Origin of the sequence: Pseudorhizobium halotolerans (assembly GCF_902153235.2) — a bacterium.
GTDB lineage: Bacteria > Pseudomonadota > Alphaproteobacteria > Rhizobiales > Rhizobiaceae > Neorhizobium > Neorhizobium flavum.
The window spans coordinates 746,222-763,546 of record NZ_CABFWE030000005.1; the positions used below are offsets into that span (position 1 = coordinate 746,222).

General features: G+C 61.7%; 14 protein-coding genes. 8 read left to right on the forward strand and 6 right to left on the reverse strand.

Annotation, left to right across the window (positions count from 1 at the left end; genetic code table 11):
* Positions 1–64 precede the first annotated feature (64 nt).
* Positions 65–964 (forward strand): flagellar biosynthetic protein FliO, encoded by a 900-nt coding sequence (locus FN060_RS08555; RefSeq protein ID WP_142587681.1) that lies wholly within the window; start codon positions 65–67, stop codon positions 962–964.
* 70 nt (positions 965–1,034) lie between these two features.
* On the opposite strand, the gene FN060_RS08560 is transcribed toward FN060_RS08555, so the two are convergent.
* Entirely contained in the window at positions 1,035–3,587 is a 2,553-nt protein-coding gene (locus FN060_RS08560; protein WP_142587682.1) for a methyl-accepting chemotaxis protein, read from the reverse strand.
* Positions 3,588–3,850: 263 nt separating this feature from the next.
* Between FN060_RS08560 and FN060_RS08565 the strand changes: the two genes are divergently transcribed.
* The 4 genes from FN060_RS08565 to mobB are packed head-to-tail and all read left to right on the forward strand — an operon-like array spanning position 3,851 to position 7,146.
* On the forward strand, positions 3,851–4,786 hold the full coding sequence (locus tag FN060_RS08565) for a DMT family transporter (protein WP_142587683.1): 936 nt from the start codon (positions 3,851–3,853) through the stop codon (positions 4,784–4,786).
* 1 nt (position 4,787) lies between these two features.
* On the forward strand, positions 4,788–6,011 hold the full coding sequence (locus FN060_RS08570; protein ID WP_142587684.1) for a multidrug effflux MFS transporter: 1,224 nt from the start codon (positions 4,788–4,790) through the stop codon (positions 6,009–6,011).
* Complete coding sequence (gene mobA, locus FN060_RS08575; protein ID WP_142587685.1) at positions 6,008–6,631, forward strand: molybdenum cofactor guanylyltransferase MobA; 624 nt, start codon at positions 6,008–6,010, stop codon at positions 6,629–6,631. Before FN060_RS08570 ends, mobA begins: the two co-directional genes overlap by 4 nt.
* A complete protein-coding gene (gene mobB / locus FN060_RS08580; RefSeq protein WP_142587686.1) occupies positions 6,628–7,146 on the forward strand; it encodes a molybdopterin-guanine dinucleotide biosynthesis protein B in 519 nt (172 codons plus the stop codon). The genes mobA and mobB overlap by 4 nt, the downstream gene beginning before the upstream one ends.
* A gap of 66 nt (positions 7,147–7,212) precedes the next feature.
* On the opposite strand, the gene FN060_RS08585 is transcribed toward mobB, so the two are convergent.
* From FN060_RS08585 to rpiA, 4 genes are all read right to left on the reverse strand, one after another.
* Positions 7,213–8,586 carry a class II 3-deoxy-7-phosphoheptulonate synthase gene (locus FN060_RS08585; protein ID WP_052641998.1) on the reverse strand — a complete coding sequence of 458 codons (1,374 nt, stop codon included), beginning with the start codon at positions 8,584–8,586 and terminating at the stop codon, positions 7,213–7,215.
* Positions 8,587–8,730: 144 nt separating this feature from the next.
* The gene (gene gor / locus FN060_RS08590) at positions 8,731–10,119 is read right to left on the reverse strand and encodes a glutathione-disulfide reductase (protein WP_142587687.1); all 1,389 of its coding nucleotides are present in this window, start codon (positions 10,117–10,119) and stop codon (positions 8,731–8,733) included.
* A gap of 103 nt (positions 10,120–10,222) precedes the next feature.
* A complete protein-coding gene (locus FN060_RS08595; protein ID WP_142587688.1) occupies positions 10,223–10,825 on the reverse strand; it encodes a DUF2059 domain-containing protein in 603 nt (200 codons plus the stop codon).
* 20 nt (positions 10,826–10,845) lie between these two features.
* On the reverse strand, positions 10,846–11,541 hold the full coding sequence (rpiA, locus tag FN060_RS08600) for a ribose-5-phosphate isomerase RpiA (RefSeq protein ID WP_142587689.1): 696 nt from the start codon (positions 11,539–11,541) through the stop codon (positions 10,846–10,848).
* Between the two features lie 143 nt (positions 11,542–11,684).
* On the opposite strand from rpiA, the gene gph reads away from it, so the two are divergent.
* Positions 11,685–12,392, forward strand: coding sequence for a phosphoglycolate phosphatase (gene gph, locus FN060_RS08605; RefSeq protein WP_142587690.1), 708 nt, complete (start codon positions 11,685–11,687; stop codon positions 12,390–12,392).
* Positions 12,393–12,434: 42 nt separating this feature from the next.
* Here the strand turns inward: gph and FN060_RS08610 are convergent, their stop codons facing one another.
* Complete coding sequence (locus FN060_RS08610) at positions 12,435–14,297, reverse strand: L,D-transpeptidase family protein (protein ID WP_210310632.1); 1,863 nt, start codon at positions 14,295–14,297, stop codon at positions 12,435–12,437.
* 381 nt (positions 14,298–14,678) lie between these two features.
* Between FN060_RS08610 and fumC the strand changes: the two genes are divergently transcribed.
* Together fumC and FN060_RS08620 are read left to right on the forward strand one after the other, a co-directional pair.
* Positions 14,679–16,070: a class II fumarate hydratase gene (fumC, locus tag FN060_RS08615; RefSeq protein ID WP_142587691.1), complete on the forward strand. Its 1,392-nt coding sequence runs from the start codon at positions 14,679–14,681 to the stop codon at positions 16,068–16,070.
* Positions 16,071–16,239: 169 nt separating this feature from the next.
* Positions 16,240–17,310 carry a GGDEF domain-containing protein gene (locus tag FN060_RS08620; protein ID WP_077546423.1) on the forward strand — a complete coding sequence of 357 codons (1,071 nt, stop codon included), beginning with the start codon at positions 16,240–16,242 and terminating at the stop codon, positions 17,308–17,310.
* Positions 17,311–17,325 lie beyond the last annotated feature (15 nt).

A 17,325-nucleotide genomic window follows, 5' to 3' on the forward strand; every position in this document is an offset into this window, starting at 1 on the left:
GGCGCGCTTGCACTCCGGCGGAAACTCCGCCTCTAATCCTGCCGAAACGGCCAAGGAGCAAGTTATGGAAGAAATGCTGGGAGCTTACGGAGGCCGGCTGATCGTTGCAGTCGTCGGCGTCGCCATAGGGCTTGCCTGCCTTGTCGGCGTTCTATGGGTTGTGCGCGGCCGTTCCGGTCCGTCGCCCTTCGTCCGTGGCGGCAAGAACCGGCAGCCGCGCCTCCAGGTGCTCGACGCGGCGGCCGTCGATACCAGGCGGCGGCTCGTGCTCGTGCGGCGCGACGACACCGAACATCTGATCATGATCGGTGGCCCGACCGACATCGTCATCGAAAGCGGCATCCGCGCGAACGCCCCTGCCTTGGCGCCGGAAGCCGCTATCGTCGATGCCGCCGTCCCGGACCGACGGGTTCCCACCGAGGAGCGGAAGCGAACGACGCCACCTCCCGCGGCCGCAGCGAGCCCCGGTCGTGAAGCATTGACGGCAGCGGCCAGAACCTCGCCGCCGGCCGAACCGCAACAGCCACGCGCGACTGCCACCACCCCGCCTCCGGTTACCGATTCGTCGTCGCCCGCCAGAGCGGTGGCAACGGCTACTTCGGTCGTCACGCCGCCGCCCGCTGCAGCGGAGCCGCAGACACGCAGGGAACCGGTCCTGGAAGAGGCTGCCGATGTTCTCGACGCTGCCCGCAGCCGTGTCCTTCAGGGTCCGACCGTCCCGGTGCGGCCACCTCCCCCGGAGCAAGCCGCTCCCTCGGTCGCATCCCCGGCAGCGGTACTGGGCAGCGACTTCGAGCGAATTCTTGAGGAGGAAATGGCGAGCAATCTGGCTTCACGAGAGAAAGAGGCGGCTCCCCCGCGTCCCGTCGGCAAGCCGGCGCTGACAGGTGCCACGCCGGAGCCTTCGCTTCAGGACGAGATGGCACGGATTTTCGGGGAGATGTCCGTCACTCGCGAGAAGTAAAGTAAGACATGCAGGAGGGAGACCCGCGCGCGGCAGGTCTCCCTTATCAGTCTCTGCCGTTCGGTGACCGTCAGGCGGCGTGAGCGTCGCGGCCTACGGGATTGCGATCCCCGTTCCTGCCCACCGGGCTGCCTGTCCTGAACCGGTCGATCTTCTCGGTCAGCACTTCAACCCTCTGTCTAAGGCCATGGATCTCCGCATTGTTCTCCTCGACCATGGCAGCATTCTGCTGGGTGATGAGCTCGACCTCGTGAACGGCCTGCGTGACCTGACCGATCCCGGTTGACTGCTCATCCGTGGCGGCCGAAATGGCCGCAACCAGCTTACGCACATCCGTGACATGCGCAATGATCTGGTTAAGAGCGCTGCCGGTCTCCTCGACGAGATGAACGCCGCTGCTGACCTGCGTGGAGCTGGCCGAGATGAGTTCCTTGATTTCCCGTGCCGCACCAGCGCAGCGCTGAGCGAGTTCGCGGACTTCCTGGGCCACGACGGCAAAACCACGACCCGCCTCTCCGGCCCGCGCCGCTTCCACGCCCGCATTCAGCGCCAGAAGGTTGGTCTGGAAGGCGATCTCGTCGATAACACCGATGATCGTGGCGATCTTTTCAGAGGAGCGGCTGATCTCACCCATGGCGCCGACCGCCCGGGAGACCACCTCGCCCGAACGGACGGCGAACTCCTCCGTCTCGTTTACCGAGGTGGCGGTCTTCCGCGCGCTGTCTGCGGTGGACTTCACCACATCGCTCAGATGACGCAGTGCCCGCGAACTCTCCTCCAAAGCAGACGCCTGCTGCTCCGTACGCCGGGCCAGATCGTCAGCAGAGGCGGCCAGGTTCCCTGTCCCGCTATTGATCTCGCCGGTCGTGGCCCGCACGTCTTCAAGCGTTGCGCGCAGCGCTTGCACCGCAGTGTTGTAGGTATGTGCCATAGGGACGAAGTCGCTGGCGAGGTTCTCGTCCATGCTTCGCTCCAGATTTCCTTCGGAAAGCTCGATAAGAGCATCGGAAAGTGCCCTCAGAGCCGCATGCTGCTCGGCCGCGATCCGTGCGCGCTCCTCGGCACGACGGGCGGCTTCAGCGCTCGTCTGCTCCCGTGCCGCGGCAGCTTCCTGTTCAAGCCGGACGTTTTCAAGCGCGGCATCGCGGAAGACGGTGACGGAGCGAACCATGTCGCCAATTTCATCCCCTCGTTCGCGCCCCTCGATGCTCACGGCGAGATCGCCCTCAGCCAGGCGCTTCATCACGTCCGTCACGCGGCGGAGCGGTCCACGCAGTGTCTCCACCAGCATCAGGCCGCCAATGATGGCGAGCAGGGTACCGACGACCATTGCGGCGACGGAGATGTTTGCGGAGCGTTCACTGTCTTCCTTGCCGACTTCCTGGGCCTGCGCAATGAAAGCCTGCAGGCCCGACATTCCCTCCGACAGGGTGCCCGAAGCCCGCACCCGCGCCTCGTTCCATTTCGATTCGATCTCCAGCATCTCGCCGGATGCACTTTCGAGGGTGACGAGCGGTTGCTCCAGATCAGTAGAAAACGAACTCATGGCCGAGTTGTTGGTTCCCAGTGCCGATATCTGGCTACCGGAAGCCCGAAGTGCAGCGATGTCGTCCAGCACCACCTTTCGAGCTTCCTCGGTCAGCTGCGAGCGCAGCCGTTCCACATGCAGTTGCAGGGAATCTCCCAGCGCGAGGGAGGTCTCAACATGGGCAAGAAGCGTCTTGAGCGTCGTAACCTCACCTTCCAGGTTGGCAAATCGCTCGGCCGCATCTCCGGATTTTTTCAGGACGTTCTGCTGCAACTCGTTCTGGAACCGCATGAAGCCGCTGGCTGCGACGCGCAGGGCCTGTGCCTTCTCAACCGCCGCCATGTCCCCTTTCGCGATCTGCAGGAGATTTTCGGCGCCTTCCTGAACGGGAGCAAATCCCTGCATGATCTTGTCACTGACAAGGGACCTCAGCGGCTCGAATTCCGCCAACAACGCCTGCGCCTGCACTTCAGCAGCCTTGGCCGTTCCCTCGTCGGAACTCGCGTTTCGAACCGCGCTTCGCAGATTGTCTATCCGCTCCGCGATAGACTTGTAGGCGAAGGATTCAAACAGGGCGCCCTTGGCGAACCGTTCCTGGCCTTCGAACTTCTTTCGCAGGTTACCCAGACGCTGCTCGACTGTCGCCGACAACGCCTTGACGGCGTCTAGGTGGGCGCTGATCTCGCTTCCGTTAGCATCACGTTGCTGCTTGACACTCCATAGCTCCTCGGCCCTCTGCCGCATGGCCGGCGCCAGCTTTGCGACAACGTCTATTCGTTGCCGGTCCGCCTCGCTCGCAAGCAGACCCTCCAGGACTTGAACGCCCTTTTCCTGCCGGTCGATGCCCTGTTGCAACGCCCCAAGCGTAACCTCGTCGGGCTTCTCGCTGAACTCCTGCAGCACCGACTGCAGATGGTCGAAATCGGCAATGTTCTCGATCGTGGCGCGTGTGACGGTCATGTGCCCGTTGAGCATGTTGGCCGTGTAGTAGCCCGCCAGTCCGACCCCTGCGATGAGAAGTACGAGCGGAACGACGAAGAGCAGGACCTTGGTAACGATCCTGCGGCCTTGAAGAATTCGATCGATAAATGACATGCGACCTCGAGGAAAATATCGCCCTACCCTGCCGGAACATTTGCAAGGCGGCTGGCCGAAATTCCCGCGTCATGCCGGACGGCTACACACTTAGCGATATCTCTTGAACAAGCGTTAATCGCGACCGGCAATTTTCCTCACGAAGCGATGTGGCCAGACAGGTCCTCGATTCAATCCTTCCAAGACGTTTTCTCTGACCAACTGGTCTGGCCGACCGGGGGTGCCTGCTCTAGAACTTCCTCCCTGTAAGTGAAGGAATCGTCATGGTATCGCCCGAAAACACGAGAGGCGCGCTCTACATGTCCCTCGCCATGGCTTCGTTCACGTTCAACGATGCGCTGGTCAAGTCGGTGACATCTTCGCTGAGCGTCGCACAGATCATCACGGTCCGCGGGGTCATGACGACGGTCCTTGTGTACTTCGTGGCACGCCGCCTCGGCGCATTGCGTCGGCTTGCCGTCGTGTTTCAGCCGCTGATCCTGTTGCGGACATTCTTTGAAATCGGAGCAACACTGACTTTCATCAGTGCGCTTGGGCAGATCGATTTCGCCAACGTAACCTCGATTATGCAGTCCCTGCCCCTCGCCGTGACCTTGGGGGCAGCAATCTTCCTGAAGGAACCGGTCGGCTGGCGGCGCTGGGCGGCGATCCTTGTTGGGTTCTTTGGCGTCCTCATCATCCTGCGGCCGACCGCCGACGGATTTGCATCCGCTTCGCTGCTGGTGGTCGCCGCCGTCTTCTTCACCTCGTCACGGGACCTCGTTACCCGCCGCATCGTCGCCGACGTCCCCTCGCTGACCATCACACTCTTCACGGCGGCGGCGAATACGATCGTCGGCGCGTTCCTCATCGTGCCGATGGGCGGCTGGCAACCCATGACGTGGGAAAACTTCCTGCCCCTCGTGATTGCCGCGCTGCTGGTGTTCTCCGGCTACCAGGCGGTCATCATGGCCATGCGGACCGGCGAAATCTCCTTCGTCGCGCCTTTCCGCTACACGAGCCTGATCTGGGGCCTCGTCCTCGGCATCCTTTTCTTCGGAGAGCGCCCGGATGCCTTCGTCTATGTCGGAGCGGCGATCATCATCGTGTCAGGGCTGTACAGCTTCTACCGCGAGGGGAAGCGACGCCGCGAGGCCATGGCGAGAAGCCAGCAGCCGCTCCCTCAAGGGCCGACAACGTCGATGAAGGATGGAAGCTGACTTGAGCAAGACACGGTTTCTGGACAACAGCACGCCGCCACACATCGCCACCTTGGTTCTCGCAGCCGGCCTGGCGGCGATGTCCATGAACATCTTCCTTCCGTCGCTCGCAACGATGGCAGACTATTTCGGCACCAGCTATGCCGTCATGCAGTTTGCCGTCTCCGGCTACCTGGCGGGCACCGCGGTCATCCAGATCGCCATCGGTCCACTGTCGGATCTGTTCGGGCGAAGACCGGTCATGCTGGGGGGAATCGTCCTTCTTCTCGCCGGCACGCTCATCTGCGCGCTCGCCCCCAACATCACCATCTTCATGATCGGCCGCCTGATGCAGACAGGGGTCGTTGCCGGCATCGTCCTGTCGCGCGCCATCGTGCGAGACATGGTGCCGATGGAAGAAGCCGCTTCCATGATCGGCTATGTCACCATGGGCATGTCTCTGGTTCCGATGATCGCTCCAACCCTCGGAGGCGTCCTGGACGACCTGTTCGGCTGGCAGGCGAGTTTTGTGGCCATGCTCTTGGCTGGCGTAGCGGTAATGCTGCTGGTCTGGCGGGATCTCGGGGAGACCAATACGGCCCAGTCCGCAAGTCTGGGCGCCCAGTTTCGCAGCTGGCCGCAACTGCTGCGGTCGCGACGCTTCTGGGGATATACCCTGACCGCCACCTTCTCTTCCGGTGTCTTCTTCAGCTTTCTCGGCGGCGCACCCTTCGTCGGCAGCGTGATCCTCAAGCTGACGCCGTCCGCCCTCGGTCTTTACTTCTTTACCATGGCGGCGGGCTACATGCTCGGAAATTACCTGTCCGGCCGGTATGCGCGTCGCTTCGGGATCGCCCCGATGATGCTATCGGGCAACATTGTCAATGTCATCGGTATCGGTACAGCCTTCGTCTTTGCGATCGTCGGCATCAGCCATCCGTTCGCTTTCTTCGGTCCCCTGTCGCTGATCGGCATAGGCAATGGACTGACGCTTCCGAGTGCCAACGCAGGCATGGTCAGTGTCCGTCCACATCTTGCGGGATCGGCATCGGGGCTCGGAGGGGCGATCACCCTGGGCGGCGGCGCAGCCCTTTCGGTCCTCGCAAGCTCTGTCCTGACACCTGAGACCGGAACAATGCCTCTTCTTGCCGTCATGGGAGCGACGGTTGTTCTGGCTCTGGCTGCGACCAAATACGTGCGCTGGATCGATCGCCGCGAAGGATCGCTGGGAGGTGACGGCCGATGACGAATCTGCTGCCGAACGGGTTGATCCTCGCCGGAGGAAAGTCGAGCCGCATGGGCAGCGACAAGATCTCGCTCCCCTTCGGGGCGGACACGCTTCTCACCCACATACGTGCTCGACTGGCACCGCAGGTATCCGCGGTCGCCGTCAATGGACCACTGTCACTGCAACTGCCGAAGGGTGTCCGCCACGTCCCGGACACCTTGCCGGGCCAGCCGGGGCCGCTCGCGGGTGTTCTGGCCGGATTGCGGGATCTATCCAGGCATCGACCGGACGAGGCGCACCTCCTGACGGTGCCTTCGGACGCCCCGTTCTTCCCGGAGGATCTCGTCCGGCTGCTCATGTCAGCAGCGCCGGGTCCGGAAACGGTCGCGATCGCCGCATCTGGTGGGCGAGTGCATCCCGTCTTTGGCCTCTGGCCGGTATCACTGGCGAACGATCTGGAAAATTGGCTGAGGAACAGCGAAAACCGACGCGTGTCTGACTATCTAGGACGTCACCAAGTGGTGACGGTGGAATGGGCGATCGTATCTACTACGGCCGGCCTGCTTGACCCGTTCATGAACCTCAACACACCGGAAGAGTTGGAAAAGGCCCGGCGCCTTCTGGAGATATTGCCGTGAGCCGTCCTCGCGTCTTCGGGATCGCCGGCTGGAAGAACTCGGGCAAGACGGGTCTTGCCGTACGGCTTGTGGAGGAATTCACCCGGCGGGGCTACCGCATCTCGACCATCAAGCACGCCCACCACGACTTCGATATCGACAAGGTGGGCGCAGACAGCTATCGCCACCGCCAGGCCGGCGCACACGAAGTCGCGCTCGTATCCGGCACGCGCTTCGCGATTATGCATGAACTGCGCGATGATCCCGAACCAGCCTTCGAAGACATCCTTGCCCGCCTCGCCCCCTGCGACCTCGTCCTGATCGAAGGGTACAAGCGGGAACCTGTGCCGAAGATCGAAGCGCGACGGCTTGAGGCAAAGAGCCGTGAGCCACTTGCTCCAGGCGATCCGCACATCGTCGCCATTGCCGCGGACCACCCGGTGGAGGGCACATCCCTTCCCGTCTTCGAACTCGACGATACCGACGCAATCGCCGATTTCATTGCCGTGGCGATAGACCTGCCGCCCAGGGACTGATGCAAAGAGAAAGGCCGGCCTCCACTGACGGAGCACCGGCCTTTTGTCTCGTTATGCCCAGGGCTGTCAGCCGTTGACGACCATCCGCTTCTCGTCGCGGCCGGTCTTCATCCGCTCGGCGAGCAGGAAGGCGAGCTCCAGCGCCTGGTCGGCGTTCAGGCGCGGATCGCAATGGGTGTGATATCGATCCTGCAGATCACCGGCCGTGACCGCGCGCGCTCCGCCGGTGCATTCCGTGACGTCCTTGCCGGTCATCTCGATATGGATGCCGCCGGGATGCGTCCCTTCTGCGCGGTGGATCTGGAAGAAGCTCTCGACTTCCGACAGGACACGATCGAACGGACGAGTCTTGTAGTTGTTGAGGGTGATCGTGTTGCCGTGCATGGGATCACAGGACCAGACGACCTTGCGGCCTTCACGTTCCACCGCGCGGATCAGCTTCGGCAGATGGTCCGCCACCTTCTCATGACCGAACCGGCAAATCAGCGTCAATCGACCAGCTTCGTTTGACGGGTTCAGCGCGTCAATCAGTTCCAGCAGGTTGTCGGGCTGGAGCGAAGGGCCGCACTTCAAGCCGATCGGGTTCTTGATCCCGCGGCAATACTCCACATGCGCGTGATCCGCCTGGCGGGTCCGGTCGCCGATCCAGATCATGTGGCCAGACGTTGCGTACCAGTCGCCCGATGTGGAATCGACGCGCGTGAGCGCTTCCTCGTAACCGAGGAGCAGAGCCTCGTGGCTAGTGAAGAAATCGGTTTCCCTCAGGCTCGGATTGTTGTCGGCGCTGATGCCGATCGCCTTCATGAAGTCCATGGTCTCGCTGATGCGGTCGGCGAGCTTCTTGTAGCGCTCGCCCTGCGGGCTGTCCTTGACGAAACCGAGCATCCACTGGTGGACGTTCTCCAGGTTGGCATAACCGCCCATGGCGAAGGCGCGCAGCAGGTTCAGCGTCGCGGCCGACTGGCGGTACGCCATCAGTTGCCGCTCAGGGTTCGGAATGCGGGCTTCGGGATTGAACTCGATACCGTTGATGATGTCGCCGCGGTAGCTCGGCAGTTCGACGTCGCCCTGCTTCTCGATGTTGGAGGAGCGCGGCTTGGCAAACTGGCCCGCGATCCGGCCGACCTTGACCACCGGCTGCTGTGCCCCAAAGGTCAGCACAACGGCCATTTGCAGGAAGGCACGGAAGAAGTCACGGATCGTGTCCGCCCCGTGCTCCATGAAGCTCTCGGCGCAGTCGCCGCCCTGCAGCAGGAAGCCGTTGCCCTCAGCGACATTGGCAAGGTGCTTCTTGAGGCGACGGGCCTCACCCGCGAAGACCAGCGGCGGAAAAGTGGTGAGCTGCGCTTCCGTCGCGGCCAATGCAGCGGCATCCGGATAGTCCGGGACCTGCTGGATCGGTTTCTGCCGCCAAGTGCTCGGGGTCCAGTTCTGTGCCATTGCGCTCACCTGTCATCGCCGCGGCGCCGGCGCCGCTTTCCGTTCTCGATTTTGCGGCGGCTTATAACTCTTCCGGCTGCCCTTGCCTAGCATTTTAGCGCCACTGCATCACGCTGGCGGACTGCCAATGGCAGTCGGAAGACCTCATACGCGCTCGCCGTTGCGGATGCGATAGCTGGGCTGATACATGGTCACCAGTTCCTCCGCCGCGGTGGGATGGACGGCCATCGTCCGGTCGAAATCATCCTTCGTGCAGCCAGCCTTGAGCGTAATTCCAAGCAACTGCGCCATCTCGCCCGCATCGTGGCCGAGCACGTGAGCCCCGACGACCTTGCGACTGGCAGCATCGACGACCAGCTTCATGATCATCTTCTCTGCGCGCCCAGACAGGGTCGCCTTCATCGGGCGGAATTCGGCGCGGTAGACCTCGACTTCCGGATAGCGCCGGCAGGCTTCTTCCTCCGACAGCCCGACCGTGCCGATCTCAGGCTGGGAAAAGACGGCCGTCGCGATCAGCTCGTGATCCGGCTTTGTCGGGTTGTTCTTGAACTCGGTCTCGATGAAGCACATGGCCTCGTGGATCGCCACCGGCGTCAGCTGTACCCGGTCGGTGACATCGCCAAGGGCATAGATGTGGGGCACGTTCGTGCGGGAGTATTCATCGACAATAATCGCTCCCTTTTCGTTCACCTCGACGCCAGCCGCCTCCAGACCAAGCCCCTGCGTGTTCGGGTCGCGGCCAAGAGCCAGCATGACCGTATCGACGGCAAGTGCCTGCCCTTCAAGTGTACGTGCGACCAAGCCGCCGGCCGGCGCCTTCCGTACTTCCTCGATGATGTCGGTGCAGATGATCCGGATGCCCTTTTCCTCCATCGCGCGATGCAGGCCTTGGCGCATGTCGCGGTCAAAGCGCGAGAGGATTTCCTTGCCACGGTAGATCAGCGTCGTGTCCACCCCGAGCCCGTGGAAGATGTTGGCGAACTCGACGGCGATATAACCGCCGCCGGCGATCAGGATCGAACGTGGCAGTTCCGGCAGATCGAACGCCTCATTTGAGGTGATGCAAAGTTCGTGCCCAGGAAGCGCCGCATGCGGATTGGCCGATCCGCCAGTCGCGATGACGATCTTCTCTGCGGTCACCGTTTGGCCGGTGGTAACCAGACGTATCGTGTGAGCGTCGACGAACTCAGCCCGCGTCCCCAGCACCTCGACGCCGGCATTTTCGAGGTTGCGCCGATAGATCCCCTCCAACCGCGAAATTTCGCGGTCCTTGGCCGCGACCAGCCTCTTCCAGTCGAAGCTCGTTTCACCAACCTGCCAGCCAAAGCCCGCTGAATCCTCGAAGTGCTCCGGGAATTGCGAAGCGTAGACGAAGAGCTTCTTCGGCACGCAGCCGCGGATGACGCAGGTGCCGCCGAAGCGATATTCTTCCGCGACCGCTACCTTCTTGCCGAGCGAACCAGCAAGCCGCCCGGCACGAACACCTCCCGAACCACCGCCGATGACGAACAGGTCATAGTCGAAAGCGGTCATAGGAGGCTCCTTCGTCAAGTGGCACGCCGCCCATATAAGTGGGATGCCGGAAAAGCAAAAGCCCGGATTGCTCCGGGCTTGGGATTGGGATTGGTGAGTGCGCTTATTGCGGCGGAAGTTGCAGCTGCAATTGCGGCTGTTCTGCTGCGCCTTCGGCAGCAGCCGGTGCCCCACCCTCGGCGGCCGGCGGCATTTCCGCAGGGACGGCATCAATGATGTCGCGCAGAGCCGCCGTGCTCTGGTTGTTGAGGTCCCGGGATATGCCGTTTGCCCAGATCTCGGCTGCCTTGGCCAATTCGCGTGAGACAAGCGGGCCGTTGGTAAGGAGCTTCTTTCCAGCCTCGGTGGCGTAGAAGGAAGAAATCGCCTTCAACTCGTCGAGGGTGAAGGCCTTGGCGTAGATCGTTGCCGCTTCACGCTCGAGGTCGGCACGGCGAGGTGCGAGCTCAAGAGCCTGCTCGTCGACGGCTGCCGAAATCTGCTCCTGGAAATTCGGCGAGGCCTGGATGAACTGCGCCTTCAACCCTTCCGCAAGACCCGGCAGGATGTTGTCGTAGCGGTCGGTTGCGTTGATCGAGGCGATGGCTTCGCGGGCTGCGGCCAGATGCTCCTCGGAAATCTCCTGCGCCTGGAGCGGCGCCGCCATGCTGCCCGCGACAAGCACGGCAAGAGCGGCCGCGCGTCGGAAACCCGCAAACTTGGTCATGAAAATAGTGCTCCTGTCTTTCATTGTGCCTTGAGCGTCCGTGCCCCGTTCTCGCCGGCGATGATGGCGAAAGACGCTAGATTGATGAACAGCCCGTGCTCCACTACACCTGGGATGGAATTCAGCTGACTTGCGAGAGCCTCTGCATCAGGAATACGGCCAAAAGATGCGTCCAGAATATGGTGCCCGCCATCCGTCGTGAAGGTGTCGTCGGCGCTTCCGCGCAGGCGAATTTCCCCGGTGAGGCCCAGCCGCTCTGCGAGCTTGTCGATCGCGATCCGGGTTGCCACCAATCCGAATGGATTGACTTCGATCGGCAGCGGGAAAGCGCCCAACGTGTCGACCAGCTTGGTTTCATCGGCGATGACGATCATCCGTGAGGATGCAGCCGCGACGATCTTCTCGCGCAAAAGCGCACCGCCGCCGCCCTTGATAAGCCGCAACCGCCCATCGACCTCGTCCGCACCATCGATCGTGAGATCCAGTTCCGGCAGTTCGTCCAGCGACCTCAACGGAACACCGAGATCGAGGCAGAGGCGCGCCGTACGTTCGGACGTAGGCACACCCTGGACGTCCAGGCCTTCAGCCACCTTCTCCGCCAGAAGCCTTACGAATTCTTCGGCGGTGGACCCGGTGCCAATGCCGAGGCGCATGCCGTGCTCGACATGGGCCAATGCCGCTTCCGCCGCCTTGATCTTCATTTGCCGGGCGTCCATGCGCCAGATGCTCCCCTTTGTTTCGCCGTTGCTGTTTACACGGCCACCCTCGGAAGGAAAAGGGCCATTGCAAGGTTGCCATTTGCTTTAGCGATTGTCCTGTCCTAAGCCCTCTGTGCAAGACAAACCGCTGAGAGGCAATCATGACGGCTCCCCTGGTGATCTTTGATCTCGATGGCACTCTTATCGACACCGCACCGGATCTCGTTGCCAGCCTCAACCATACGATCGCAGCTGCTGACCTCGAACCGGTCACTTATGCGGACCTCACCCATCTCGTCGGCCAGGGGGCGCGCGTCATGATTCGCCGCGCGTTCGAACTGCGTGGACAGCCGCTCAGCGACGAGGCGGCAGAACCCCTCCTCCAGCGCTTTCTCGCCCACTACAAAGCGGAAATGCCGGGTGCCAGCCGCCCCTACCCCGGATTGATCGAGGCGATGAAGCGGTTGGAGGAAGCAGGCATGCGCCTCGCCGTCTGCACCAACAAGCTGGAGGAACTGGCGATCCCGCTGATCGGCAAGCTCGGTCTGTCGGATCGTTTTGCGACGGTAACAGGCGGAGACACCTTTCCCGTTCGCAAACCCGATGCCGGTCACCTTCTGGGCACGATCGAGAAGGCCGGCGCTCGACCGGAGGCGGCTGTGATGATCGGCGACAGCATCAACGACATATTGGCCGCCCGCAACGCCGGAATTCCGTCGATCGCCGTGACATTCGGCTATTCCGACGTGCCGGTCGAGGAGCTTCAGCCGGACCATGTCATAAGGCACTTTTCCGAGCTTACCGGTGAACTCGTCCGGCGGCTGCTGTCACGCGAGACGCAAGCGCCCGCATTGACCGTTCCTGCTTGAATAGGGCGGCACTAGGCCGCTCTCCAAATACACTCAAATGCTTCAGGACGTCCTTGCCCTGGTGGTTGCGGCCATGGCCTTAAGCGTCGCTGCGTCGCGATCATAGACGTCGTCGAAATACTCGACGACCCCGTCCTTGTTCGGCCAGGCGGTGAAATAGGAGACGTAGACCGGGATCTTTGCGGTCACCTTCTCTCCCTTGTTGCGCCCGCCGGCGATACGGCTCCCGATCTCCTGCTCGGTCACACCCAGAACCGCCGCGGCCATCTTGCGCGGCTCGGCCAGACGGATGCAGCCATGGCTGAGCGCACGGGTATCGCGCTGGAAATAGCTCTTCGAGGGGGTGTCATGCATGTAGATCGCATGGGCGTTCGGGAACAGGATTTTCAACTCGCCGAGCGCATTGTCGCTGGAGGGCGGCTGGCGCACCGCGATTGACTGTGTCGAGCCATACCAGTTCACGCTCGACGAAGACACCGGCCGGCCACTGACCTCGACCTGGTAACCCATCCGGTCGAGGTAGGACGGGTCGGAGCGCAGGTGCGGAAGCATCTCGTTGATGATAATCGACTGCGGGACGCCCCAGTATGGGTTGAACTCGACGGTCTCGATCTCGTCCTGGAAGAAGTAGGTCTGGTTACTCTTGGAGCCCACCACGACGCGCATCGAGAACTGCTCGTCGCCATCTTCATGATAATAGGCCATGTATGCAGGCTGGTTGATGAAGACGTACCGCTCACCCAGTTCGGTCGGCAACCAGCGCGCCTGCTCCATCGCAATGACGAGTTTCTCGATCTTTGCCTCGTCGCTGTGACCGACGAGCGCCCGGACTGTGGCACGCCCAACAACCCCGTCAGGCTTCAGCCCCGCTTCCTTCTGGAAGGCCTTCACAAGCTCGACAAGCTCCGGCGTGTATTTTCCGGCCTCCTGATAGCCGGAGAGAGTCTCAGCATGCGCGGAGGTCAAATCGTCCGATGCAACCTCCCGGATTGCGGCAACAACGCCGGCCACGGCGGGATCGTCGGTGCCCGGCTTGAGCAGCAAATCATACGGCAACTCGATCCTCTGGTCCCGATCCGAGACCTTCGCCTTCAGCCGCGCAAGCTCCGCCTTCAACGCCACGAACTGCGGGCTCTGCGGGGCAAGACCCTCCAGATATGCGGCCGGGTTCTCCTCGGCCCGTACGAACGGCAACACGAACGCGAGCTTCACGTCCTTGCGCTTGAAGTCATGGTAATCGGAGATGCGGTTAGGGTCGAGGCGGCCACGGACCATATCCTGAGCGAAGCGCAAGACACTTGCTGAGAGATCGAGTTCGAACTGCATGAGCGCTCTGCGGTGGCCGTCGCCGGGGACCGCGGCCATATCGTCGGACATCGTCGCGGAGACCGGCTCGGTGCTGGCTGTCAGCAGTTCGGGAACCGTGAGGCGGTAATCCGCCGGGTCCAAACCGTAGGCATCGGCGCGTTCGAACAGCTCGATGACGGCCTGTGCCTTGCTGGTGACGTCACCATTGGAGACCCAGAGCGGCGTAGCGTTCTTCCCGTAGAAGGATTCGATCGCGGCAGCTACGTCCTCGGACGCCGAAACCTTCGCATCGGCAAAAGGACTTGCATCATTTCCTGCTACAGCAAAGCCAGCGGTTCGAACGGCGCGAACGGCATCCGGCTTATAGGCGTGGTATTTCGGGCCGGTCACCTTCGGCAGTGGCTGCGGATCGACCCGCCGCTCGCGCGTTTCCCCCCCCGGCAGGCGATCGTTGTAGACCGGCGCGCGATTGGCCGGTCCACCCCTGATGATGTCCAGGAGGGTAATCGCCTGTGCCGGTGATGAGGGTGCGCAGAGGGTAGCCACTGCAGAAACGACTGCAAGGGCGATAGGTGCTCTTCTGGATAAAGTCTGCAATTCTGTCCCCGTCGGCTGGGTTCGGCCCTTAGGCGGTTTCGCTCACCGGTCTAGCGGATCGCATCGAAAATGAAAAGGAAACGCCCGGCTCAGTGACTGGTCGCACTCGCCAGCCGTGCATGAGTCGCTCCATGCGGCAAGGCTAGGAAACCACTCGTTAATTTTTTCTTCATCAAAATCGACCTGCCACCTTTCACGTCGCTCCCTCGGCTGAAACCTCGGCGTCGTGTCAAAAATGGCACGCGGGTTTGGCGGCCCATGATCGTTTTGCGGACATCCGGAATGGTCCGACATTGGTATACAATCCAGCGGCTGGCCTTGCGCCACAGTGTTTTGTCGAATAACTCCGGCGCTACCATCCAGCGCAGCAGAGGCAGAACCATGTCATCCACCCGCACCGAAACCGATACCTTTGGACCGATTGACGTCGACGGCGATCGCTATTGGGGCGCGCAGGCGCAGCGCTCGCTCGGCAACTTCAAGATTGGCTGGGAAAAGCAGCCAGCCTCCGTCATCCGCGCGCTCGGGATCGTCAAGCAGGCCGCTGCCCGTGCCAACATGGAGTTAGGGGGCCTCGACCAGGGGCTGGGCAAAGCAATCGTCGAAGCCGCCCAGGAAGTGATCGATGGCAAGCTCAACGATCATTTTCCGCTCGTCGTATGGCAGACCGGCTCGGGCACCCAGTCCAACATGAACGCCAACGAGGTCATCTCCAATCGCGCGATCGAGATGCTGGGCGGCACCATGGGCTCCAAGAAGCCTGTGCATCCCAATGACCACGTCAACATGAGCCAGTCGTCCAACGACACCTATCCGACGGCCATGCATATCGCCTGCGCGGAGCAGATTGTCCGCCACCTGATCCCGGCCCTGAAGCAGCTTCACGCCGCGCTTGAAGACAAGGTCAAGGCCTTCTCGCACATCATCAAGATCGGCCGCACCCATACACAGGATGCCACGCCCCTGACGCTTGGCCAGGAATTCTCCGGCTATGCCGCGCAGGTCGCTTCTGCCATCAAGCGCATCGAACTGACGCTGCCTGGCCTCTACGAGCTCGCCCAAGGCGGCACCGCGGTCGGGACCGGGTTGAACGCACCGGTCGGCTTCGCCGAGAAGGTTGCCGAGGAAATTGCCCGGATCACCGGCCTGCCCTTTGTCAGCGCGCCGAACAAGTTCGAGGCCCTCGCCGCCCATGATGCGATGGTCTTCGCCCATGGCGCGATCAATGCGGCTGCAGCGGCCCTCTTCAAGATCGCCAACGACATCCGTTTCCTCGGCTCCGGCCCGCGCGCGGGCCTCGGCGAACTGGCACTGCCCGAAAACGAACCCGGCTCGTCCATCATGCCCGGCAAGGTGAACCCCACGCAGTCGGAGGCGATGACGCAGGTCTGCGCCCACATCTTCGGCAACCACGCAGCGATCACCTTCGCTGGCAGCCAGGGCCACTTCGAACTGAACGTCTACAACCCCATGATGGCCTATAACTTCCTGCAGTCGGTACAGCTTCTCGGCGATGCGGCGGTCTCCTTCACCGACAACTGCGTTATTGGCATCGAGGCGCGCGAGGATAACATCAAGCGCGGCGTCGAGAACTCGCTGATGCTCGTCACCGCCCTAAACACGCGCCTCGGCTACGACACCTGCGCGAAGATCGCCAAGACAGCCCACAAGAACGGGACGACTTTGCGCGAAGAAGCTGTCGGTGGTGGATACCTGACCAATGAAGAATTCGATCAGTACGTGCGTCCTGAGAACATGATCGGACCGCGTTGAGGTACGAACGCCTCTATCGGTAAAGAATGGTCTGGCCGGGAAGTGATCGGCTGGACGCACCGAATCTGCTTTTTAAGGAGCCGCTTAATTTTGAGCGACTCCTTAATTGTTTTCGCATAGATTTGATATAAAGCAGTCCTACTAAAGTGTTGGGGAACACGTGGGGGGTTTGATGACAACGACTGCGCAGAAGGCGCAAGCGAACGATGTAGTTGGCCAGATCATCTACGCATTGCGGGCAATGGGCGTCGCTCCTATCCCTCGCAATTATCAGTTGTTCTACGAAGCCTATATCGGCTCGAATACGTCTCTGACGCAGCAACTTGCTGCGCTCGGCAGCAGCGCGACCCAGGAGGAACTGGACGCGATTTCGAGCCAGTATCTCGGAACCGGCCAGGTGGAGGTAATCGAGAGGGCTCACGGAAAGCTTCTTGTCGAACTCGAGAACCTCCTCCGCCTGCTGCGGCGCGAGCAGCAATCGATGGAAAGCTATACCAAGCTCCTCGGTGAAACGGCCACCCGCATCAACAGCAAGGCCAACTTCTCCAACGACATCATCCGCAACGCCATTGCACTTCTCACCTCCGCTACCACTGATACGATGGCCCACGGCGAGCGAACTGCCGACACCGTTGCGGAGCATTCCGTTGAGATGGATCAGGTCCGAAAGGAACTGGACGAGTACAAGCGGATCGCCAACACCGATTCGCTGACGCGTCTTTCGAACCGGCGGGCCTTCGACGACAAGCTGGCGTCGATTTTTGACAGCACCGGCAACCTGAAGGTCACCGCGCTGGTGCTGGCCGATATCGACAACTTCAAGAACATAAATGACAACTTCGGCCACCCGGTGGGAGACAAGATCCTCGCCACCGTCGCCTCAGTGATTCGCGCGAATGTGCGCAAGGATCTGTTCGTCGCCCGTACCGGCGGTGAGGAGTTTGCGGTGATCGTGGAAGGCAATACGGCCGATGAGGTCATGCTGATCTGCGAGCGGGTTCGCTGCGCACTCGAGACCCGCAGCTTCCGCAACTCCCGTTCGGGCGTACAATATGGTCCGATCACCATATCACTGGGCTATTCTATGGCAGCTCAGGCCGAAAACCCCAACCAGCTATACGCCAATGCCGACGCGGCGCTCTATCACGCCAAGCACAACGGCCGAAACAGGACCATATTTTTCGACGAAGTAATGCGCAGGGACTATGCGGCCAAGAACTGGCTCATCTATCGCAACTAAACGTTTGCGGCGCGC